This is a genomic window from Streptomyces chisholmiae, assembly GCF_031845445.1.
Classification (GTDB): Bacteria; Actinomycetota; Actinomycetes; order Streptomycetales; family Streptomycetaceae; genus Streptomyces; species Streptomyces chisholmiae.
Genome location: NZ_JAVREO010000013.1, coordinates 1 through 22,421, shown reverse-complemented (window position 1 = coordinate 22,421; position 22,421 = coordinate 1). Strand labels below are relative to the sequence as shown.

The 22,421-nt window shown below is 76.8% G+C and carries 15 protein-coding genes and 1 pseudogene; 10 read left to right on the top strand and 6 right to left on the bottom strand.

Annotation, left to right across the window (positions count from 1 at the left end; translation table 11 throughout):
• Positions 1 to 56: 56 nt before the first annotated feature.
• From RM844_RS21100 to RM844_RS21080, 5 genes are all read left to right on the top strand, one after another.
• Positions 57 to 2,273 carry an MMPL family transporter gene (locus RM844_RS21100; protein ID WP_311668884.1) on the top strand — a complete coding sequence of 739 codons (2,217 nt, stop codon included), beginning with the start codon at positions 57 to 59 and terminating at the stop codon, positions 2,271 to 2,273.
• A 166-nt stretch (positions 2,274 to 2,439) separates the two neighbouring features.
• Positions 2,440 to 4,275: a serine/threonine-protein kinase gene (locus tag RM844_RS21095; RefSeq protein WP_311668883.1), complete on the top strand. Its 1,836-nt coding sequence runs from the start codon at positions 2,440 to 2,442 to the stop codon at positions 4,273 to 4,275.
• Positions 4,276 to 4,366: 91 nt separating this feature from the next.
• Positions 4,367 to 6,298, top strand: a complete 1,932-nt coding sequence (locus RM844_RS21090; RefSeq protein ID WP_311668882.1) for a sigma factor-like helix-turn-helix DNA-binding protein — start codon at positions 4,367 to 4,369, stop codon at positions 6,296 to 6,298.
• 487 nt (positions 6,299 to 6,785) lie between these two features.
• Positions 6,786 to 6,923 (top strand): hypothetical protein, encoded by a 138-nt coding sequence (locus RM844_RS21085; protein WP_311668881.1) that lies wholly within the window; start codon positions 6,786 to 6,788, stop codon positions 6,921 to 6,923.
• A gap of 198 nt (positions 6,924 to 7,121) precedes the next feature.
• Positions 7,122 to 7,619 carry a hypothetical protein gene (locus RM844_RS21080; protein WP_311668880.1) on the top strand — a complete coding sequence of 166 codons (498 nt, stop codon included), beginning with the start codon at positions 7,122 to 7,124 and terminating at the stop codon, positions 7,617 to 7,619.
• 78 nt (positions 7,620 to 7,697) lie between these two features.
• On the opposite strand, the gene RM844_RS21075 is transcribed toward RM844_RS21080, so the two are convergent.
• On the bottom strand, positions 7,698 to 8,171 hold the full coding sequence (locus RM844_RS21075) for a MarR family winged helix-turn-helix transcriptional regulator (RefSeq protein ID WP_311668879.1): 474 nt from the start codon (positions 8,169 to 8,171) through the stop codon (positions 7,698 to 7,700).
• Positions 8,172 to 8,435: 264 nt separating this feature from the next.
• On the opposite strand from RM844_RS21075, the gene RM844_RS21070 reads away from it, so the two are divergent.
• Positions 8,436 to 9,368, top strand: a complete 933-nt coding sequence (locus tag RM844_RS21070) for an NADP-dependent oxidoreductase (RefSeq protein ID WP_311668878.1) — start codon at positions 8,436 to 8,438, stop codon at positions 9,366 to 9,368.
• A 54-nt stretch (positions 9,369 to 9,422) separates the two neighbouring features.
• Here the strand turns inward: RM844_RS21070 and RM844_RS21065 are convergent, their stop codons facing one another.
• On the bottom strand, positions 9,423 to 10,889 hold the full coding sequence (locus tag RM844_RS21065; RefSeq protein ID WP_311668877.1) for a protein kinase domain-containing protein: 1,467 nt from the start codon (positions 10,887 to 10,889) through the stop codon (positions 9,423 to 9,425).
• A 169-nt stretch (positions 10,890 to 11,058) separates the two neighbouring features.
• Complete coding sequence (locus RM844_RS21060) at positions 11,059 to 12,168, bottom strand: aminoglycoside phosphotransferase family protein (protein ID WP_311668876.1); 1,110 nt, start codon at positions 12,166 to 12,168, stop codon at positions 11,059 to 11,061.
• A gap of 239 nt (positions 12,169 to 12,407) precedes the next feature.
• Here RM844_RS21060 and RM844_RS21055 point away from each other — a divergent pair, with 239 nt between their 5' ends.
• Complete coding sequence (locus RM844_RS21055) at positions 12,408 to 13,856, top strand: DNA-binding protein NsdB (RefSeq protein ID WP_311668875.1); 1,449 nt, start codon at positions 12,408 to 12,410, stop codon at positions 13,854 to 13,856.
• 69 nt (positions 13,857 to 13,925) lie between these two features.
• Here the strand turns inward: RM844_RS21055 and RM844_RS21050 are convergent, their stop codons facing one another.
• Both RM844_RS21050 and RM844_RS21045 read right to left on the bottom strand, forming a co-directional pair.
• Positions 13,926 to 14,291 (bottom strand): hypothetical protein, encoded by a 366-nt coding sequence (locus tag RM844_RS21050; RefSeq protein WP_311668874.1) that lies wholly within the window; start codon positions 14,289 to 14,291, stop codon positions 13,926 to 13,928.
• A 589-nt stretch (positions 14,292 to 14,880) separates the two neighbouring features.
• The gene (locus tag RM844_RS21045; RefSeq protein WP_311668873.1) at positions 14,881 to 16,266 is read right to left on the bottom strand and encodes a SpoIIE family protein phosphatase; all 1,386 of its coding nucleotides are present in this window, start codon (positions 16,264 to 16,266) and stop codon (positions 14,881 to 14,883) included.
• A gap of 217 nt (positions 16,267 to 16,483) precedes the next feature.
• Here RM844_RS21045 and RM844_RS21040 point away from each other — a divergent pair, with 217 nt between their 5' ends.
• Together RM844_RS21040 and RM844_RS21035 are read left to right on the top strand one after the other, a co-directional pair.
• Entirely contained in the window at positions 16,484 to 17,920 is a 1,437-nt protein-coding gene (locus tag RM844_RS21040) for a HEAT repeat domain-containing protein (protein WP_311668872.1), read from the top strand.
• A 191-nt stretch (positions 17,921 to 18,111) separates the two neighbouring features.
• Entirely contained in the window at positions 18,112 to 21,708 is a 3,597-nt protein-coding gene (locus RM844_RS21035) for a hydantoinase B/oxoprolinase family protein (protein WP_311668871.1), read from the top strand.
• Between the two features lie 31 nt (positions 21,709 to 21,739).
• On the opposite strand, the gene RM844_RS21030 is transcribed toward RM844_RS21035, so the two are convergent.
• Complete coding sequence (locus RM844_RS21030; protein WP_311668870.1) at positions 21,740 to 22,204, bottom strand: MarR family winged helix-turn-helix transcriptional regulator; 465 nt, start codon at positions 22,202 to 22,204, stop codon at positions 21,740 to 21,742.
• A 150-nt stretch (positions 22,205 to 22,354) separates the two neighbouring features.
• Here RM844_RS21030 and RM844_RS33760 point away from each other — a divergent pair.
• A pseudogene (locus RM844_RS33760) lies at positions 22,355 to 22,421 on the top strand (IS200/IS605 family transposase); the annotation flags it as partial.

Genomic DNA, 22,421 nt, shown 5'->3' with positions numbered 1-22,421 from the left:
GGCCGGTTGCATGGGCCCACGCATCGCCCGTTGACTCGACTCCCCGTGGAGCACCCATGGCCACCCTCCTCTACCGGCTCGGTCGCGGCGCCTTCCGGCGCCGGCGGCTCGTGCTGACGCTCTGGCTCGGCGCGTTGGCCGCCCTGCTCGCCGTCAGCGGCGCGTTGGGCAGCGCGCTGGACGACGAGTTCACCATCCCCGGGTCGGAGTCGCAGCGCGCGCTGGACACCATGCGGGAGGTCCTGCCGGCCGCCGGCGGCACCACGGGGCAGCTGGTCTTCACCACCCCGGACGGCAGCCAGATCACCGACGAGCGCTGGGCCGAGCCGATCGAGCGCTCGCTCGCCAACGCCGCCCGGGCGCCCGAGGTGTCCGCCGTGGTCCCGGCCGAGGAGGCCGGCACGTTCTCCGCGGACGGGCGCACCGCGCTGGCCACCGTCCGCTACGAGGCGACGGCCTTCCACCTCGCGGACGGCACCACCGCCGCCCTGGAGCGGACCGTCGAGCCGGCCCGCGAGGCCGGCCTGGAGACGCACGTCGGCGGCCAGGCCTTCGCGCCCACCGGGGTGGAGATCAGCGCCAAGGAGCTCTTCGGCGTGCTGGTCGCCCTGGTGGTCCTGATCGTCACGTTCGGCTCGCTGCTGGCCGCCGGGATGCCGCTGGTCTCCGCGCTGGTCGGGGTGGGCACCGCGGTCGGCGGGCTGCTGGTCGGCGGTCACCTGTTCACGCTGTCGTCCACCGCCGTCACCCTCGCGGTGATGCTGGGCCTGGCGGTCGGCATCGACTACGCGCTGTTCATCCTCTCCCGGCACCGCTCGCAGCTCGCCCAGGGCATGCCGGCCGAGGAGTCCGCCGGGCGGGCCCTGGGCACCGCGGGCAGCGCCGTGGTCTTCGCCGGGCTGACCGTGGTGGTCGCGCTCTGCGGGCTCTCCGTGGTCGGCATCCCGTTCCTGACCGTGATGGGCCTCGGCGGCGCCGCCACCGTGGTCATCGCGGTGCTGGTGGCCGTCACCCTGCTGCCGGCGCTGCTCGGCTTCGGCGGCGAACGGCTGCGGCCACGGCCCGGCTCGCGGGCCGCCCGCCGCGAGGGGCGTGCCGACCGGGAGGCGGCGGCCGGCACCCTCGGCGGGCGCTGGGTCCGGCTGGTCACCCGCCGGCCGCTGGTCGCCGTGCTGGCCGTGGTGGTGGGCCTGTTGGTGGTCGCGCTGCCGGCCAGGGACCTGCGGCTGGCGCTGCCGGACAACGGTTCGGCGCCGGCCGCCAGCACCGAGCGGCAGACCTACGACGCGGTCAGCGAGGCGTTCGGGCCCGGCCTCAACGGCCCGCTGCTGGTCCTGGCCGACACCGCCGACGTCGCCGGCGACCCCGAGCCGGCGCTGACGGACGTGGCCGAGCAGCTGGCGGGGCTGCCCGGCATGGCGGCGGTGGCGCCGCCCCGGCCGACCGAGCGGGACACCGCCTGGCTGATCGAGGCCGTGCCCACCACCGGGCCCGACCAGCCGGGCACCGAGGACCTGGTGCACACCATCAGGGACTGGTCCCGGGCGCACGCCACCGACACCGGGATCACCCTGGCGGTCACCGGCAACACCGCCGTGGCGGTTGACGTCTCCAGCCGGCTGAGCGACTCGATGGTGCCGTTCGGCGCCGTGGTGGTGGGGCTCGGCCTGCTGATCCTGCTGCTGGTCTTCCGCTCGCTGGTGGTGCCGGTGAAGGCGACCCTCGGCTTCCTGCTCTCGGTCGCCGCGTCCTTCGGCGCGGTCGCCGCGGTCTTCGAGTGGGGCTGGCTGGCCGGCGCGCTGGACGTGGCCAGGACCGGTCCGGTGGTCAGCTTCCTGCCCATCATCCTGATGGCGGTGCTCTTCGGACTGGCCATGGACTACGAGGTGTTCGTGGTCTCCCGGGTGCACGAGCGGCAGGCGCTCGGCGCCGACCCGGTCGTCGCGGTGCGGGAGGGGGCGCCGCTGGCCTTCCGGGTGGTCACGGCGGCCGCGCTGATCATGTTCGCGGTCTTCGCCAGCTTCGTCACCATGGAGGACGCCATCGTCAAGCCCATCGCCTTCGCCCTGGCGTTCGGCGTGCTGGTGGACGCCTTCCTGGTCCGCCTCACCCTGGTGCCGGCGGTGCTGGTCCTGGTCGGCCGGGCCGGCTGGTGGCTGCCCGGCTGGCTGGGCCGGCGGCTGCCGCACGTGGACATCGAGGGCAGTCGGCTGCCCGCCCCGCCGGCCGACGCCACCCCCGTGCCGGCCGAGCGCTCGCCCAGCCGGGTCTGACGGCGGGGGCCGGGCGGGTCCGTGGCCGCTGGCGCGTCAACCCGGGTCCCGAATCCGCCCGTTCCACCGCTTTCCCGCCGCATGCCATAGGAACGTCCAGCCCGGGGCGCCATACTGGGAGGCGGGGGTGGACAACGGCTCGACGACGGGGGGTGGGAACCGGACGATGGCGGAAGGCGTACTGCTCCAGGGGCGCTACCAGCTGCTCGAACTCATCGGACGCGGGGGCATGGGGGAGGTCTGGCGTGCCCGGGACGAGGCGCTGGGCCGGCGGGTCGCGGTCAAGTGCCTGAAGCCCCTGGGGAGTCAGCAGGACGACGACTCCTTCCTGCGGGTGCTGCGGGAGCGGTTCCGGCGGGAGGCCAGGGTCGCCGCCGGGCTCCAGCACCGCGGGGTCACCGTGGTCCACGACTTCGGCGAGTGGGAGGGCATCCTCTACCTGGTGATGGAGCTGCTCGACGGGCGCAACCTCAGCGAGCTGCTCCAGACCGCAGGGCCGGGACCGCTGGCGGTCGAGCTGGTGGCCGACATCGCCGACCAGGTCGCCACGGCGCTGGCCTACACCCACGAACAGGGCGTGGTGCACCGCGACCTCAAGCCGGCCAACATCATGCGGCTGCCCGACGGCACGGTGAAGATCCTGGACTTCGGCATCGCCAGGCTCGCCCAGGACATCGGCCTGTCCACCAAGCTCACCAGCGCCGGCATGGCCATGGGCACCCCGCACTACATGTCGCCCGAACAGATCGCCGGGGTCAACGTCGACGCCCGGAGCGACCTCTACTCCCTCGGCTGCGTCCTCTACGAACTGGCCACCGGCGCCCCGCCGTTCGACCTCGGCGACCCGTGGGCCATCCTCATCGGGCACCGGGACACCGAGCCCGAGCCGCCCCGGCTGCTGCGGCCCGAACTGCCCGAGGGGCTCGACCGGTTCATCCTGGCGCTGTTGGCCAAGGACCCCGACGCGCGGCCGGCCGACGCCGCCGGGCTCGCCCGCCGGCTGCTCGGCCGGCCGCCGGCCGCCGCGGCCGGCGCCCAGCTGGCCGTGCCGCGGCGGGCCGGCGAGCTGGCGCGGCTGCCGGACTGGACGCGTGGCATGCGGGTCGGCTCCCGGGCCAGCGGCGCCTGGTCGCTGCGGGTCGCCCCACCGGACCGCTCGGCCGGGCTCACCGGCCAGTGGACGGGCCTGACCGCCACCGTCCTGGCGCATCCGCCGGCGACCCGGCGCGGCCCGTCGCCCGAGTACCTGGCGGTGCTCCTCAGCCGGCACCGGGCCGGGCTCAGCCTGGGCCGCCTCGGCCGCTGGGCGGAGGCGCACGAGGTGCACAGCGCGGTCGCCGAGCGCCGCAGGGAGGCCCTCGGCGAGGCGCACGAGTCCACCGTGACCAGCCAGTACGAGGCGGCCTACGCGCTGGCCAGGCTGGGCCGCTGGGGGGAGGCGCTGGCCGGGCTGCGGCAGGCCGCCGAGGCCAGGGCGGAGCTGCTGGGCGCCGAGCACCCGGACACCCTGGAGGTCGTCTACGAGGTCGGCATCTGCCTGGGCCGGCTGGGCCGGCCGGCCGAGGCGCTGCCGCTCTACGAGCGGTTGGTCGAGGCCAGGGCGCGGGCGTTGGGCCCGGAGCACCCGGAGACGCTGCGCGCCCGGCATGGCCGGGGCATGACGCTCGGCCGGCTCGGCCGCTGGGCGGAGGCCCTGGCCGAGGCCACCGAGGTCTGCCGGGCCCGGGCGGCGAGCCTGGGCGCCGAACACCTGGACACCCTGGTCAGCGAGCGGGAGATCGCGGTGGCGCTCGGCTGGCTGGGCCGCTGGGAGGAGGCGCTGGAGCGCTTCCAGCGGGTCCGGCTGGCCCGCGAGCGGGTGCTGGGCCCCAGCCATCCGGACTCCCTGAACAGCCGCAACGACGAGGCGCTCTGCCTGGAGCGGCTGGGGCGCGGCGGCGAGGCGGCGGAGCTGTACCGGCAGGTCGCCACGGTCCGCGAGGAGCCGCCGGAGACGCCCTGACGGGACCTGACCCGGTGGGCGTCGAGGCCGCCCCACTACCGTGCGGGTCGGCGGGAAACACTGGCGGGACGTCGAGGAACAGGGGGACGGCATGGCCGAGTTGGCGGAGCCGGCCGACCGGAGTCGGCAGGGGCGGGGCTGGACGCTCGCCGAGTGCGCCGAGCTGGTCGAGGCGATCGGCGTCGGCCGCTCGCTCCCCGAGATCGCCGCCGCGCACGGCCGCTCGCCGGGCGCGATCGCCGCCCGCGCCGTCCGCCTGATCCCGCCGGCCGAGCGCGTCGACCGGTCCGGCGCGCTGGCCTGGCTCCGTGCCCGGCTGGCCACCGAGCCGGAGTACGACTGGGCCGGCCGGTTGGCGGAGTGGGAGCGGGGCAGGCCGCAGCGGCGGGAGTCGGCGCGTGCCGCCCGGGGCGCCAGGGCGTCGGCCGCCGTGCCCCCGGCCGCGCTGGATGAGGTGCTGGCGGAGTGGACCGACCGCACCGGGCAGCGCCTCGCCCCGACCCGGGCGGAGGAGTTCCTGCGCCGACCGGTGACCGCGGCCCTGGCCGGCGAGGCGGCGCCGACCCGGCGGGCGGCCGCCGACCGGCTGTGGCGGCGGGACCGGCGGCTGCTGCTGGACGACTGGCTCCTGGAGTGCCGGCACCCGGGCCTTGGCGGGCGGGCGCCCGACCGGGCGGCGATCCAGGCCGGTGACCCGGACGCGGTGCTCGCCCTGCGGGAGTTGCTGGCCGCCGCGCTCTCGGCGCTGCCGCCCCGCCAACGCACCGTTCTGGCCGGCCGGTTCGGGTTGGACGACGGGGTGCCGCGGTCGCTGGCCGCGGTCGGCGGGGAGCTGGGGCTCACCGGCGAGCGGGCCCGCCAGCTCCAGCAGCGGACCGTGGCCGGGCTCGCGACCTCCGACGAGCCGGCCGCCCGGCGGCTGGCCGAGCTGCTGCGGGCGGGTCTCGGACTGTCGGCTGCCCCGCGGGGTGGCGACCGGGCGGCCGGGGCGGCCCCGGCGGGCCCCGGTGATCGGCCGGCCGCCGGGCAGGAGCCGGCCGGTTCCGGGGGACAGACCGCCTCCCGGGAGCGGCCGGACGGTTTCGGGGAACGGATGGCCGGTCCCGGTGATCGGCCGGCCGGGGCCGGGGAACGCCTGACCGGCGAGGCCGCCCCGGCCGCGCGGCTGCTGGTGCTCGCCGAGGCCCTGCTGCCCGGGGTCAACAGCGGGCAGGCGGTCGCCCAGCTGGCGCGCCTGGCCGGCGCCTCCGACGCGGGTGCCCGCCAACTGGAGCGCGCGGTAGCCGAGTTGGTCGAGCGCCGCCGGGCGGTGGCGCGGCGGAGGCGGCGGGACGCGGCACGGGCCGAGCGGGCCCGGCTGCGCTGGGGGCGGCTGGCGGCCGGGATCGACTGGCCCGGTGGTCCCGCCCGGGGCCCGGCCCCCGACGCCGAGCCGGCGGAACCGCCGGTGGAGCCGGGGGACCGTTCGGGGCGCTGGCTCAGCCACAAGCTGGGGCGCGAGGTCCGGTACTCCTCCCAACGGGTGCTGGATGTCGTCGAGTTGCTCGACGCGGCGCCGCAGGTCGCCGACTTCACCGAGGAGCCGCCGGTGGTGACCTGCGCCTTCGACGGCGTGGCCCACCGCTACCGCCCGGACCTGCTGGTGGTCACCGAGGACGGCGGCTGTGTGCTGGTCACGGTCGGCGCGATCACCGACCTGGCGCTGGCGGTGCAGGTGGCCAGGCACCGCGCCCTGGTGGCCCGGTGCGCCGAGCGCGGCTGGGGGCTGCTGCGCACCGACGGCCACCGGACGCTGCCCGACCTGCGGCGCCATCCGGTGGACCCGGCCGTGACCAGCGCGCTGGCCACGGCCCTGGCCGGCGGCGCCGCCCTCTCCTGGCCGGACGTGTGCGCGCTGCGGGAGCGGGTCTCCTTCACCCACCGGGACCTGGCCGCGCTGGTGCTCCGGCACGGCTGGGAGTGGCGGACCGGCCCCTACCGGCTGTCCGCCGCCCGGCAGGCCCCGCCGGCCGACCCGGCCTGACCGGGGCGGCACGGCCCCGACGGGCCCGCGCCGGCGGGCCGTTGGCGCCGGTGGCGGTGGTCCGTGCGGTCGTGGCGGGCCCCTCGGGTGCCGTACCCACCCGGACCAGCAGCGACGGGTGGGCCACGACCACCCGGACCACCCGCCCCGGGACCGCCGCCGCCCGGCCGGCGGTCCTGGCCGTCTGCCTCGCCGCCTCCCCCACCGCCGAGGAGGCCGACCTGGTCGAGGCCCCGCGCGCCGGCCCCGCCGCCCGGCTCGCCGGCCTCTCCTTCGGCGCCGTCGCCCCCGACCGGACCCTGACCGGGCGAGCGCCGCGCACCCGCCGCCGGGTCGGCGGCGAGCCGGCGCTCGCCCGGGCGCCGTGCGCCGTGCTTGCCCACCGCGCAGCGCACCGGTGCCGGCTCCGCCGCCGTGCGCTGCGCCGCCCTGGTCGCCGGCGAGCACCTCGTGGTCGTCCTGGGGCACCCCGGCGTACCACCGCGGTTTGGCTTCCCCGGCCTCCCGGTGCGGCGTCCGGGCGCCCTTCGAGGTGCCCGACGAGGCGATGACGGCGCTCGTGCTGGACGACGGCCGGCCGGTGCCGAGCGGGACCGTCCGCCGGCCGGCCGCGCTCGGCGGCTGACCGTCCGGCGCGCCCGTTCGGCGCCCCGGCAACTGCCGGGCCGGGCCGCCGAGATGGCCCGCCGGCCGGCCGGTGACCCGGTCCGGCGGCGGCGCCGGCGCACCCCGCCGGCCGGCCGCGCCGGCCCGACCGCCCGGCACCCCGTCCCGGCCGGCCCTCGGCCGTCGGGTCCGGCCTCGTCGACGTACCATGGCGGGCATGTCGTTCCTCCGCCGCCGCAACGCCCCCACCCCCGCCGGGCCCGACTTCGACGTGCTGGCCATGGATCCGGGTGACTGGCCCGGGGTGCTCGGCGCCGGCCTGCTGCCCGCGCCGGACGGCAGCTGTCAGGGCGTGGTGCTGCGCTACGACCTGTTCGGCGGGCGCGGCCCGGCGATGGTGATCGGCAACCTGCCCGAGGGCTCGCCGGCCAGGGAGCGCGCGGAGGACGAGGTCCCGTTCGAGGTGCACCAGCTGATGGCGGCGCTGGAGCTGACGGACGACGTGCGCTGTCTGGGTACCGAGGAGGTCCCGGTGATGCACGACGGGAACCTGCTGATCGTCCGGCGGGTGAAGTGCAGCGAGGGCCGGGTCTCCTGCGTGCAGTTCGACCGCAGCGACGGGGTGCTGGTCACCATCGCCAGCTGGGAGCGGCCGATCACGGACGAGCTGTACCAGCTGCTCAAGCCGCTGCCGGCGGAGATGTTCCAGGGCTGATCCGGCGCTGCTCCAGGGCTGACCAGGCCCCGTCGCCGCGCCGTGCCCCGTCCGTGCTGAGGAGCCGCCGGGCGGTGCTCAGCCGCCTTCGAGCTCCCGCCGGACGGTGGCGGCGATCCGGGTGAGCGCGGGGGTGAGATGCCGCCGTTGGGCGGCGCTGAGCGGGTCGAACACCAGCCGCCTCACCTGCGCGACGTGTTCCGGCGCGCTCTCCGCCAGCTTCTGTCGGCCGGCTTCGGTCAGCGCGGCGAGGGTGTACCGGCCGTCTTCGGGGTCGGGCCGGCGCGCGACCCAGTCGCGCGCCTCGAAGCGGTCCATCACCTTCGACAGCCGGGGCTGGCTGCTGTCGGAGACCCGGGCCAGGTCACTGAGCCGCATGGTGGCCTCGTCGGCCATGGACAGCTGGGCCAGGACCCCGTACTCGAAGTTGCTGATGCCGGCGTCCCGTTGCAGTTGGCGGTCGAGCGCCGCCGGGAGCGCGATGACGACCGTGAGGAGCGCCTGCCACAGGGCCTGCTGGTCGTCGTCGAGCCAGGGCGACTGAGTATCCATGCGTCCCATCATAGGGGCCCGGGAGCGCTGATCACTTGCTCCGGCAACCGGGATTACTTGCCTGGGCAACTCATTTCACTTGCCTGGGCAACTCGCCGTGGGCTACGTTGTGATGTGCCTCGGCGAGCCCGAGTGCTTGCCAAGGCAAGTGAATGACCTGCTTTCGGCCACCGTGAAGGACCGTCTGACCTCGGCCTTCTCGGCGCGCACCCCGCCGCTCGCCCCGACCGTGGGCGACGGCCCAGACCCCCTGAAGGAAGTGCCATGAAGGCCATACGTTTCCACGAGTTCGGCAGCAGCGAGGTGCTCCGCCACGAGAACGTCGACCGGCCGGTGCCCGGCGCCGGGCAGGTGCTGGTGCGGGTGGCGGCCACCTCGTTCAACCCGGTCGACGACCACATCCGCGCCGGCGCGCTGGCCGAGCTGCTGCCGATCCGCCTCCCCTACGTGCCGGGCATCGACCTGGCGGGCACCGTAGCCGAGCTGGGCGCGGACGTGACCGGCCTGGCGGTCGGCGACCCGGTGGTGGCGATGCTGCCGCTCGACTCCGCCGGCGGCGCCGCCGAGTACGCGCTCGCCCCGGCCACGTCCCTCGCCCGGGCGCCCCGGACGACCGAGCTGGCCGACGCCGCCGCGCTGCCGCTGTCCGGCCTGGCGGCCTGGCAGACCACGTTCGAGCTGGCCGAGCTGAAGCCCGGCCAGACCGTCCTGGTCAACGGGGCGGGCGGCGCGGTCGGCAGCCTCGTGGTCCAGCTCGCCGTCGACGCGGGCGCGACCGTGACCGCGGTGGACGCGGCGCGGCACGCCGACCGGCTCCGCGGCTACGGCGCGGACCGGGTCGTCGGCCCGCTCGACCTCGCCGCCGGCCCGGCCGCGGTGGGCGGCCCCTTCCAGGTCGTGGTGAACCATGTGCGCGTCGCCCCGGCGGAGTTGGCGCGGCTGACGGAGTACGTCGCCGACGGGGGCGTCGCCGCCAGCTCCGCCGGCCCGATCCCCGAGGCCCCCGCCCGGGGCGTGCGCGGCGCGAGCCTCTGGGTCCGCCCCGACGGTGCCCAACTGGCCGAGCTGGTCGCCAAGGTGAACGCCGGCAAGGTCAGGCCGCACGTCGTCGCCCGCCGCCCGGTGGCCGAGCTGGCCGCCGTGCACGCGGAGGCCGGCGCCGGGCGGCTGCCCGGCAAGACGGTGCTCACCCACTGACCGCGCCGGCGGCGGGCGACGGCCGGGCCGCGCCGGACCCGGACCGGCGGGTCGTCAGCGTGGATCGTCGCCCCGCTGGATGCGGCTGGTGTCGTGCAGCAGGCCGCGCCGGCCGTCACCGCTGAGGACTTCGAGGGCGTCGCCGCGCGCCCGCACCGCGAGGTACCACGCCCCGGGCGCCAGCTCGGCCACTGGTTCCGGTGCCCCGTCCTCGGACAGCAGCGGGCGGTGTTCGGGCACCGCGAACCAGAACGGCCCCGCCTCGGGGGCCGGAGTCCGCGGCGCGTCCTGGGCCTCGTCGGCGGCCGTCTGCTCCTGGCGCTCCGCCGTGCCGTGGTGGCCGATCTCGATTCCGTCGGTGTCGTGCAGCAGGCCGCGCCGGCCGTCACCGGCCAGCACGTGGAGGGTGTCGCCGTGCGCGCGCTCGGCGAGGTACCAGGCGCCCGGCGCCAGCTCCGCCACCGGTTCCCCGTCCGCGGAGAGCAGGGGGCGGGGCACCGGCACCGCGAACCAGAAGGGTGGGACGACGGCGTCGGCCGGCGGCGTACTGACGGTCGGCTCGGCCGCCAGCGCCACGGCCGGGTCGACGGCGGTGGGCACGGCGGTGTGCGCCACCGGCCGCGACGGGCGGGTCAGCGGCGCGAGTTCGAGGTTGAGCAGCTCTTCGGCGCGGCGGAGCAGCTCGGCGGCGACGGGCGAGGGGAGCGCGGCCCGGTGGTCGGCGTGTGCGGCGACCGCCTCCCGCAGGTCGGCCAGGAGCGGCCGGTCCGCCGGCCGCTTGGCGAGGCACCGGCGGGCGATCTCGGCCAACCCGTCGGGCAGGTCGGGGAGTTCCGGCTCCTGGTGCACCACCCGGTAGAGCAACTCGGGGGCCGAACCCGCACCGAAGGGGCCGTGCCCGGTCACCGCGTGCACGAGCACGGCGCCGAGGGAGAACACGTCGCTGGCCGCCGTCAGTTCGCCGCCGCCGGCCTGCTCGGGTGACAGGTAGCCGGGCGAGCCGACGACCATGCCGGTCCCGGTCAGCGTGGCGTCGTCGGCCGCGCGCGCGATGCCGAAGTCGATCAGCCGGGGGCCGTCGTGGGTGAGCAGCACGTTGGACGGTTTGAGATCGCGGTGGACCACGCCGCGGTCGTGTACCGAGCCCAGCGCGCTGACCAGCCCGGCCAACAGCCACCAGGCCGTGCGGGGCCGCAGCGCCCCGTACGCGTGGACCGCGTCGGCGAGCGCGAGGCCCGGCACATAGGCGTAGGCGAGCCAGGGGACCGGGCCATCCGGATCGGCCGCCACCACGGGGACCGTGCCGGGCCCGGAGACCGCGCGGGCGGCCCGGACCTCCCGCGCGAAACGCTGGCGGAAGCCGGGCACCGAGGCCAACCGCGGGTGCACCACCTTCAGCGCCACTGCCCGGCCACCCACCGAACGGCCCAGGTAGACGCGGCCCATGCCGCCCTCGCCCAGCCGACCGAGCAACCGGTACGCACCGACCCGCCGCGGGTCGTCCTCCGCCAACGGCACCATACGGACGCTCGCCCCCAGCCCGGTCGCGACCACACCGGCGGCGTTCCGCCGGCCGTCGCACGCTACCGCGCCGCCGGGCCGACGTCCCGCCGTCGAGGGGTAACCGGCCCTGGGCGCGGGCGACTTTCCGCCCAGGGCCGGAGTCGTCCGGCGGTCCAGGGGCCGGCGGTCAGCGGGTGCCCACGGCGGCCCGGACGGCGCTGCGCGCCCGGGACCAGTCCTCGTGCAGACGGCGCAGCAGCAGTCGCTTCTCCTCGCCGGGCGCCGGCCCGGCGGTGCGGTCGGCCGAGGCGCTGCCCGGCCGGTCCATCGCCCGGCGCACCGCCCGCTCGCAGAGCCGGATCTCCCGGGTGAGCACCAGCATCAGGTTCACCAGGAACGCGTCCCGCGCGGTCCGGCCGCCGGCCTGGGCGAGCTGGCTGATCTGCCGGCGCACCAGCGGGGACTCGCCCAGCGCCGCCCACAGCGAGGCCAGGTCGTACCCGGGCAGGTACCAGCCGGCGTCGCCCCAGCCGACCAGCACCGGGCCCGTGGGGGAGAGCAGCACCTGGGGCGGCAGTGCCGCGCCGTGACAGAACTGCCGCGGCGGTCCCTGCCGGCCCCGGCTGCGCAGGTCGCGCAGCAGCGTCTTCAGGTCGCTCACGTCCCGCTCGGTCAGCAGCCCGAGCGTCTGGTAACGGGTCAGCTCGGCCGGGTAGTTGACCGCGTCGGGGAAGACCCCGGCCGGCGGGCGCCAGCTGTTGAGCCGGCCCACGGCGGCCAGCGCCGCCCGCAGGTCGGCGGTCGACGGCGGCAGCGCCGGGTGGCGCAGCGGGGCGGCGGCCCGGCCCGGCACGAACTCGGTGACCAGCACCCGCTCCTCCGGGGCGTCGGCGATCAGCTTCGGCACCCGCACCGGCGGCCGGTGCCGCGAGAACGCGCGGTTGGCCGCTATCTCCTGATCGAATCTGGCGGCCCGCTCCGGGGTGGGCTCGGGCGCGCACTTGGCCACCACCGCCCGGCGGCCGGCCATGCCGGCGAGCACCACGGTGCCGGCGGCGTCCCGGAGCACCCGCGCCGGGGCGAACTCGGGGCAGAGCCGGCGCACGGCGGCCAGCGCGTCGCGCAGCCGCTCGCCGCCGGCCCCGGCGAACTCCAGGCGGGGGGCGCCCGGCAGCGGCGACCCGGGCTGCGGCGAGCGGCGCACCCGCTCCTCGGGGCGGGCGCCGAGCTGACCGCCGGGCGATGCCGCCGGCACGACGCGGTGCCGGATGGCCACGGGAGAGGGTGCTGGGTACATGTCCGGACGAGATCCCTTCAGTGCCGCCGGAGAGGGGGAGCGCCGCCGCCGGCCGTCGGTCCGTCGGACATCCTGGGGGACGTGCCCGCCGGCCCGGTGCCGCAGTGGCGCCTGGTTACACATCACCCCCTCGGACGGGTGGCACACCATCTGGCGAGCCCTGGCGAACCCTGGCGAATTGTCATGCCGGGGTACCGGCCCGGTTACTGTCAACTCAGCCGAGATCCTGGGGGCTTGACGTGAGCAGAGAACCCAACACCAGGCTGGCGGACCTGTTCAGGCTCGCCGGATGGTCCAAGGGAGAACTCGCGAGGTTGGTGAACCGGCAGGCGGCGGCCCAGGGCTTCCCCCAGCTGGCCACCGACACATCGCGGGTGCGTCGGTGGATCGACACCGGCGAGACCCCGCGGGACCCGGTGCCCGAGGTGTTGGCGACGCTGTTCACCGAGCGACTCGGCCGTGTCGTGACCATCGAGGACCTCGGGTTGCGCCGGCCAGACAGCGCGGCCAGGCGGCCGTCCATCCACGGACTGCCCTGGACCCCCTGGCGGACGGCCACGGTCCTCACCGAATTCACGGGAATGGACCTCATGCTCAACCGACGCGGCATGGTGGGCGCGGGCGCCGCGCTCGCCGCCGGCTCCGCACTCAGCGACGCCATGCACGACTGGCTCAGGACGACCCCCGACACCCGTGGCCCCGGCTCAGCACTGGACGACCCCGGGCTGGACCGCTACGAGGCCGCCCCCATCGGCTCCGAGGAGATCGAGGCGCTGGAACACTCGGTCGAGGTGTTCCGCGCCTGGGACGCGGCCCGCGGTGGCGGTCTGCAACGCAAGGCGGTGGTCGGCCAACTCAACGAGGTGGGCGGCCTGTTGGCCTACCAGCATCCGGAGCACCTCAAGCGCAGGCTGTGGGGGGTGGCGGCCAACCTCGCGGTGCTGGCCGGCTGGATGTCGCACGACGTGGGGATGGAGGCCACCGCGCAGAAGTACTTCGTGATCGCCGCGCACGCCGCGCGGGAGGGCGGCGACCGGCCCAGGGCCGGCGAGGCGCTCTCCCGGGCCGCCCGCCAGATGGTGCACCTGGGCCGGCCGGACGACGCGCTGGACCTGATGCGGCTGGCCAACGCCGGCATGGGCGACGAGGCGCTGCCCCGCACCCGGGCCATGCTGCGCACCATCGAGGCCTGGGCGCAGGCCTCGATGGGCCACGGCCAGGCGATGCGCCGCACCCTGGGCGAGGCGGAGGACCTCTTCGTCTCCGACCGGGGGGACGTGCCCCCACCGAGCTGGATGCAGCTGTTCGACGAGGCCGACCTGCACGGCATGCAGGCGCTGGCCTACCGGACCCTGGCCGACCACGACCCGACCGCCGCCCCGCACGCCGAGCGGCACGCCAAGCAGGCGCTCGCGCTGCGCGCCGGCGACCTCAAGCGGGCCCGGATCTTCGACCAGATCTCGCTGGCCTCGGCCTGCTTCATCGACGACGACCCGGAACAGGCCGACCGGTACGCCAGGTTGGCGCTGGCCTCGGTGGCGGAGAACTCCTCCCACCGCACCTGGGACCGGCTCCGCGAGATGTACCGGCTGACGGGCTACTACGCCGGCTACGCGCGCATCGAGGAGCTGCGGGAGGAGCTGTCCCAGACGCTGCCCCGCCCGGCGGGCGCCCCCCGCCTGGTCTGACCCCGCCGCCCGCCGCCCCGGCGGCGGGCGGACAGGGGGCGCCGCGCGGGAACCGCGGGCGCGCGCGGGTCAGAAACGACCGGGGATGACCACGTACAGCCGATCCACGTTCTTCCTGGTGCCGGCGTGGTCGCCGGCGAAGCCGCTGCGGGGGTTCAACCGCAGCTCGCTGCCGTCGGCCCGCCGGAGGCGGAGGTACGTGTTGCCGGTGTAGGCGCCCTTCACCCGGACGTCCCGTGTCCGCTGGGCCAGGGCCACCTCCTCCACCGGGTCGGCCCAGAGCAGCCCCCTGTCCCGGATCGACCAGTAGCCGCTCCTGATCGCCAGCACCCGGCGGTTGGTGACGCCGAGGACGACACGGCTGAGGCCGGCGCCCGTGTAGACCGAAACGGCCGCCCGCAGCTCCTCACCCCCGGTGAGGTGACCGCGCACCACACGCGCACACTCGGAATCCCCCATCATGGCCTCCACACAAGAGAGTTGGACCGCAGGGGCCAGCCTACGGCCGAGCCGAGCCGAGCACCTCTGCGTCGGGCCGGGACCGAGGCCCGAGCCCCGACGGGCCGCGCCGGCGCCACCGGCCCCAGCGCTTCGCCCCCCGGCTGCCCGCGGCCGGGCCTGCCCCGGGCCGAGCCCGTTCGACCTTCCGCGCCGGTCCGGCTGCTGCTGCGGTGTCGGCCCCGGGCGCTTCGCGCTTGCACAGCGCCCCTGTTGGCGCCGCGCGCCGGGCGTGTGGTGGAGGGTCCCGCGCCCCGCCGCCGGCCGGCCCCGGTGCCCCGCCGCACGGATCGCCGGCTGCGCGCATCACCCTGCTGCCCCGCGCCCGGCGCTTCGCGTCGGCGGTCACCGGGCCCTGCCGCCCCGGCCCCGCCGGTCGTGGCGCCGCGCGCCCGGGCGTGCGCTCGGGCGCTCCGCGCCCCGCCGCCGACACGCGGCCCCGCACTCGGCACGCGGCCCCGCCGCTGCGCGCCGGTCGGCGGCCGGTCACCGACCCTGCCGCCCCCGGGCTTCGCCGGCGCCGGGGTCAGCGGGTGACGCGGGCGACCAGGACGCAGGCGTCGTCGGTCAGATCCTGCTCGACCCGCTCGTCGGCGATCAGCCGCAGGCATTCCGCCGCGCTGCCGGCCGCGCTCAGCCGGCCGGCCAGTTTGAGCAGCCGCTGGTCCCCCGCGTGGCCGGTCACACCGCGTGCTGGGATGTCCGAAAACAGTCCATCAGTATGGAGCACCAGCACGTCCCCGGGCTGGAGCCGGTCCGTCCGCTCGGCGTAGGCGGCGTCCGAGACGGCGCCCAGCAGGGTGCCGGTCGGCCGGGGCAGCGCCCAGCCGGTGCCCCCCCGGCACAGCAGCGGCGCCGGGTGGCCGGCCTGGGCCCAGGTCAGCCGGCCGTCCCTGGGCTCGTACCGGCAGCACAACACGCTGGCCAGCACCGGGTGCGGGCCCCGGTCCAGCAGCTGGTTGAGATGGCCGAGCAGCGCGGCCGGCGGCTGCCCGGCCAGCGCGATGCCCCGGATCGCGCCCAGCGCGGTGGCCGTCCCCGCCACCGCCGCCGGGCCCCGGCCCGCCAGGTCGCCGACGCTCAACAACGCGCCACCCTCCGGCAGTTCAAGACAGTCGGACCACTTGCCCGTCATCGGCGCGCCGTGCCCGGCCGGCAGGTAGCGGGCGGCCAGCTCCAGCACGCCGGGCGCGGCCGGCGTGGCGGCCACCGCCGGGGCGTGGGCCGCCGCGGTCAGCGCGCGCTCGATTTCCCGGCCGCCGGCCGCCTCCTCGCCCGGGTCCGGCAGCACCTCGGCCGCCTCCGGCCGCCGCTGGCTGGGCACCGGGTGCGCCACCTCGCCGACATCCCTGATCATCGCCCACATGGCGACCGTGCCGCCCTCGTCGTCCAGCACCGGCTCGCCGGCCATCCGCACCGTGTGCAGCGAGCCGTCCGGCCTGGTGATCCGGAACTCGCAGTCCATCGGCCGGCCGTCGACCAGGCAGCCGGTGACGGCCGCGGTCAGCGCCGGCTGGTCCTCGGCGGGCAGGAACGACGGGAGCTGGTCCAGGGTGAGCGGCCCCTCCCGCACGGGGCGGCCGAAGATCGCGAACAGCTCGTCCGACCACACCACCCCGTCGGTCAGCAGGTTCCACTCCGCGCTGCCCACCCGCGGGGTGGGGGCGGCCGGGGCCGGCGGACGGGGCGCGGCCCGCAGCTCGTGCAGCTGCTCCCCGACGTCGTCGAGCCAGCTGCCGACCAGCTCCCACGCGGCCCGCCGCACCGGCTCACCGGCGGTGTCCCGGGAGTCCGCGCGGCGGGCCGCGTCGAGGTCGTCCCGCAACCGGCGGGCGCGATCGATCAGCTCGTCGAGCGTGGGCCCGGCCGGGACATCGTCCAGCGTGGGCTTGGGATTCTGGGAGGAGAGCATGGCTGACCTCGATACGGCGAGTCGGGCCTGACGGCCGGAGCGGTCGGCACGGACGACTCCAGACTGTTGCACAGCCCTACCCGCTCCGTAAGAGATTCAGCCGCCGCACGGGGCGCGCACGGTGGCACATCGGGTGTAGAACCTGTGTCACCGGCAAGGAGCCGGCCAGCGGGAAATCCCGTTGCCACCGATGACAACGCACCGGATGCTGACTCATATGTTCGCCAGTCCGACCGAAACCGGCATAGCGCCCAGCGGGACCCTTCTGGGGCTCCTCCAGCGGGGGCGCGGTGACGGGTGGCTGCACGCGCTGGCCGCCCCCAGGGCGGAGGCGGTGGCCGCCCTGGAGCACTGTGTGCTCCACGATCCACGCCCGGACTGGCAGCTGGAACGCCGCTCGCTCTACTACGCCAGGCTCTACCTGGAGCTGGGCGCGGACCTCGGCCCGATCGCCGAGCACCTCTTCCACCCGGACGACGCCGCCCGTGGCGACGAGGAACGCACCGGGTTGGCCCTCTCCGTCCTCGGCCACCTGGCCACCTACGGCCGTGGCCAGGCCCTGCGGCTGCTCCGCGACTACGCGGTCCGCGGCACCAACTGGCCCTGGGCCCTCGACGAGCTGGCGGTCCGGGACACCGACGCCGGACTGCGCCCGTTGGGGCCGCGCATCCTGGACCGCTTCCCGCGCACGGCCGAGGGCGACGCCGCGCTGACCGACGCGGTCCGGGACTCCTTCGAGCCGCGCCCCTGGCGGGTCTGGTCCGAGGACCCGGACCGGCCGGCCCAGCGCGAGCGGCTGACCGCCGCCCTGGAGCGGGGCGACTTCGACCGCTGGCAGCGCCAGCTGCGGCCGTCCGGCCCCCGGCCGGGCTGGAGCGTGGCCTCCGTCCTGGCCTGGGCCGAGGACGGCTACGCGCAGACCCCGCGGCAGTGGCGCGAGGCGCCGGCCGCCCGCTGCCTGGGCGCGGTCGCCGGCCCGGAGGACCGGCCGGCGCTGCTGGCCGCCGCCGGCGGCGGCCACCCGGCGGCCCGCGCCGCCGCGCTGCGCCACCTCGCCGAGCGCGGCGACGCCCGGGCGCTGGCGCTGGTCGAGTCGGCGGTGGCCGCGCCCGACCCGGACGTGCGGCGGGCCGCGCTGACCGCGTTCTCCCGGATGGACGGCGCCCGGACCCTGGACCAGGCGCGGCACTGGGCGACCAGGGGGGACGAGCTGGGCATCACGGCCGCCGCGCTGCTGGCCCGCCGGGGCACCGCGACCGACGCGCCCCGGGTGCTGGCCGCGTTGCACCGCGCGGTGTGTGTGCGGGGCGCGGACAGCCGGGAGTTGCGCCCGTTGGTCGAGGGGGTGGGTCGGCTCTGCGTGACCGCCGCCGCCCCGGTGCTGCGCCACCTGTACCGCGAGACGCCCTCGTCCCAGCTGCGCGGCCACGCCGCCCGGGCGCTGGCGGCCACCGACCCCGGCTTCGCCAGCGGGCTGGCCGTCGAGTGCCTGTGGGACTGCGAGGAGGAGACCAGGCTGCTGGGCGCCGAGTGCGTCAGCACCGGCGACCGCCGGGCGCTGGCCCGGATGCGCCGGCTGGCCAGCGATCCGGCCGAGCAGGCCGGGGTGCGCAGCGTGGTGCGCGGCCGGCTGGCCCCGGGCGCCGCCGGCTGACCCGCCCGGCGCGCGCCGACCGACACCCCGCCGGCGTGCGGCCGGCCGCCCCACCCCGGCGCGCGGTCGGTCCGACGCGCCCCCGATGCGCCCCCTGACGGCCGACGGCTCGCCGCCCGCGGTCGGCTGACGGCGCGTCCGCCCCTCGGTCGCGCTGGCCCGCCGCGCGCCGCGCCTGGCACGATGACCGGATGGACGGGCGCTGGGAGTTCTGGATCGACCGTGGCGGCACCTTCACCGACGTGGTGGGCCGCCGGCCGGACGGCCGGTTGGTCACCGACAAGCTGCTCTCCCACGCGCCGGAGCGGTACCGGGACGCGGCGGTCGCCGGCATCCGCCGGATGCTGGGCCTGGCCCCGGGGGAGCCGGTGCCGGCCGAGCGGGTCGAGATCGTCAAGATGGGCACCACGGTGGCCACCAACGCCCTGCTGGAGCGGCGCGGCGAGCCGACCGTGCTGCTCACCACCGCCGGTTTCCGGGACGCGCTGCGCATCGCCTACCAGAACCGGCCGCGCCTGTTCGACCGGCACATCCGGCTGCCCGAGGCCCTCTACGACCGGGTGATCGAGGTCGGCGAGCGGATCGGCGCGGACGGCTCGGTGGTGCGGGAGCTGGCCGAGGCGCCGGTGGCCGAGGCGCTGCGGGCGGCCCGGGCGGACGGCTTCCGGAGCGCCGCCGTGGTGCTGATGCACGGCTACCGGCACCCCGAACACGAGCGCGCCGTCGCCCGGTTGGCGACGGACGCCGGCTTCGCCCAGGTCAGCTGCTCGCACGAGGTGAGCCCGCTGATCAAGCTGGTGTCCCGGGGCGACACCACCGTGGTGGACGCCTACCTCTCCCCGGTGCTGCGGCGCTACGTCGCCCAGGTCGCGGACGAACTCCGGGGCGTGCGACTGATGTTCATGCAGTCCGGCGGCGGGCTGCGGGAGGCCGGCAACTTCCGGGGCCGGGACGCGGTGCTCTCCGGCCCGGCCGGCGGCGTGGTCGGCATGGCCCGGGCCTGCGCCGAGGCCGGCCACCACCGGGTGATCGGCTTCGACATGGGCGGCACCTCGACCGACGTCTCGCACTACGCGGGCACCCTGGAGCGGGTGCTCGGCACCGAGGTGGCCGGGGTGCGGATGCGGGCACCGATGATGGACATCCACACGGTGGCGGCCGGCGGCGGCTCGCTGCTGCGCTTCGACGGCGCCCGCTACCGGGTGGGGCCCGAGTCGGCCGGCGCCGACCCGGGCCCGGCCTGCTACCGGCGCGGCGGGCCGCTGGCGGTCACCGACGCCCAGGTGATGCTGGGCCGGGTGCAACCCGCCCACTTCCCCCGCGTGTTCGGCCCCGACGGCGACCAGCCGCTGGACGCCGGGGTGGTCCGGGCGCGGTTCGCCGAGCTGGCCAGGGAGATCGCCGAGGCCACCGGCGACGACCGCGGCCCGGAGGAGGTCGCCGAGGGTTTCCTGGACATCGCGGTGCTCAACATGGCCGGCGCGGTCAAGAAGATCTCCGTGCAGCGCGGCCACGACGTCACCCGCTACGCGCTGGCCAGCTTCGGCGGCGCCGGCGGGCAGCACGCCTGCCGGGTGGCCGACGCGCTGGGGGTGGCCACCGTGGTGGTGCCGCCGCTGGCCGGCGTGCTCTCCGCCTACGGCATCGGCGTGGCGGACGCCACCGCGCTGCGCGAGCGTTCCGTCGAGACCGAGCTGACCGAGGCCAACCTGCCGGCCGTGCGCGCCGTCGCCGACGAGCTGGCCGGGGCGGCCCGCGCCGCGCTGCGCGCCGACGGCGTGCCCGAGGCGGCCGTCCGGCACACCGTCCGGCTGCACCTGCGGTACGCCGGGACGGACGCGGTGCTGCCCGTGGCGCTGGCCGAAGTGCCGGCGATGGCGGCCGAGTTCGCCACGGCGCACACGGCGCGCTACGGGTTCACCATGGACCAGCCGCTGGTGGCGGCGACCGTGGAGGCCGAGGCGGTGGGCGCGGCCGGCGGCCACCAGGACCACCTGGCGGCGCTGCCGCCGCGCCCGGGGCCGGCGCGGGCCGCCGACACCGTCCGGGTCTGGACCGAGGGCGCCTGGCGGGACACCCCGCTCTACCAGCGGGCCGAGCTGCGCCCCGGCGACGCGGTGGACGGCCCGGCGATCGTCGCCGAGGACGACGCGACCACCGTCGTCGAGCCGGGCTGGCGGGCCACCGTCGGCGACCGCGGCCACCTGCTGCTGGACCGGGTCGTGCCGCGACCGGCCACGGTGGCGGTGGGCACCGAGGTCGACCCGGTCCGCCTGGAGGTGTTCAACAACCTCTTCATGTCGATCGCCGAGCAGATGGGCGTGCGGCTGGAGAACACGGCGCACTCGGTCAACATCAAGGAGCGGCTGGACTTCTCCTGCGCGCTCTTCGACGACCGGGGCAACCTGATCGCCAACGCCCCGCACATCCCGGTGCACCTGGGCTCGATGGGGGAGTCGATCAAGGAGGTGCTCCGCCGCAACGCGGGGCGGTTGCGGCCGGGCGACGCGTACGCCATCAACGACCCGTACCACGGCGGCACCCACCTGCCGGACGTCACCGTGGTCACCCCGGTCTTCGACCGGGCCGGCGAGCGGCTGCTGTTCCTGGTCGCCTCGCGCGGGCACCACGCGGAGATCGGCGGCATCACGCCCGGCTCCATGCCGGCCTTCAGCCGCACCGTCCACGAGGAGGGCGTCCTCTTCGACAACTGGCTGCTGGTCAGCGGGGGTCGGCTGCGCGAGGCGGAGACCCGGGCGCTGCTGCTGGACGCGCCCTACCCCTCGCGCGGGGTGGACGCCAACCTGGCCGACCTGCGCGCCCAGCTCGCCGCCAACGAGCGGGGCATCGCCGAACTCCGCGCCATGATCGACCAGTTCGGCCTGGACGTGGTGCGGGCCTACATGCGGCACGTGCGGGACAACGCGGAGGAGGCGGTCCGCCGGATCATCGCCACCCTCGCGGACGGCCACTACCGCTACGAGACGGACGCCGGCGCGGTGATCGAGGTGGCCGTCACCGTGGACCGGGTGGCCCGCGGCGTGGTGCTGGACTTCGCCGGCACCTCCCCGCAGCAGCCGGGGAACGCAAACGCGCCCAGCTCGGTGGTGCTGGCCGCCGTGCTCTACGTCTTCCGCACCCTGGTCGCCGACGACATCCCGCTCAACAGCGGCTGCCTGGCGCCGGTCGAGGTGCGCATCCCGCCCGGCTCGATGCTCGCCCCCCGCTACCCGGCGGCCACCGTCGCCGGCAACGTGGAGACCTCGCAGGCCGTGACGGGCGCGCTCTACGCGGCGCTCGGCGTGCAGGCGGAGGGCTCGGGCACGATGAACAACGTCACCTTCGGCGACGACCGGGTGCAGTACTACGAGACGCTGGCCAGCGGCTCGGGCGCGGGCGACGGGTTTCCCGGCGCGTCCGCGGTGCAGACCCACATGACCAACTCCCGGCTGACCGATCCCGAGGTGCTGGAGTGGCGCTACCCGGTGCGGGTGGCCGACTTCCGGGTGCGGGCCGGCAGCGGCGGCGCCGGCCGCTGGCCGGGGGGCGACGGCGTGGTGCGCCGGCTGACCTTCCTGGCGCCGATGACGGTGGCCCTGCTGACCGGCCACCGCCGGGTGCCGCCCTACGGCATGGCCGGCGGCGCCCCGGGCGCCCCGGGCCGCAACGCGGTGCGCCGGGCGGACGGCACGGTCGAGGAGCTGGCCGGCAACGACAGCGTCGAGGTGGCGCCGGGCGACACGCTCGTCGTGGAGACCCCGGGCGGTGGCGGCTACGGCGCGCCCTGAGCCGGCGCCCGCCGGTTGAGCCGGGGCGGGGTCAGGGCGCCGGCCGCAGCAGCTTGCCGAGGAGTGCGGAGAGCCGGTCGCGTTCGGCCGGGGTGAGGGCCTGGAAGGCGTCGTCCAGCAGCGCGGGCACGGCCTCCTCGGCGTGCGCCAGCCGCTGCCGGCCGGCGTCGGTGAGGGTGACGGCGTAGGCGCGCCGGTCGCCGGCGGCCCGCTCGCGCCGGACGAGGCCCGCCTGTTCCAGGCTGTCGCAGAGGCCGACCATGACGCTGCGGTCGATGCGCAGTTCGTCGCTGAGCACCCGCTGGGAGCGGGGGCCGACCGCCGCCAGCATCTTCAGCACCAGGTGCTGCCCGACGCCCAGGCCGAGCGCGTGTGCCCGGGCCTCCGTGGCGCGGGCGACCGCGGCCGAGGCCCGGCAGAGGGCGATGTCCAGCCGCTCCGCCGCGAGCGTCGGGAAGTACGCGGCGGACGCGGGGCCTTCGGTGCCGGGTGCCATCAGTACCTAGCCAGGGGACGCCCCGCTTTAGCGGGGTGGGGAATGGCTTCTGAGCCTTGCTCTGACCTCAACTGTGTGCATGGATCTGCGCTGTTCACCTGGGCCCACCTTTCTGGCGCACTAGACTTGCGGCGCGTGTATAGTGATCGCGTGGCCGTGACCAGGAAGGTTCGCCGATTCTCCGGCGGCGTGTACGACCTCGGACTCCACATCGTGT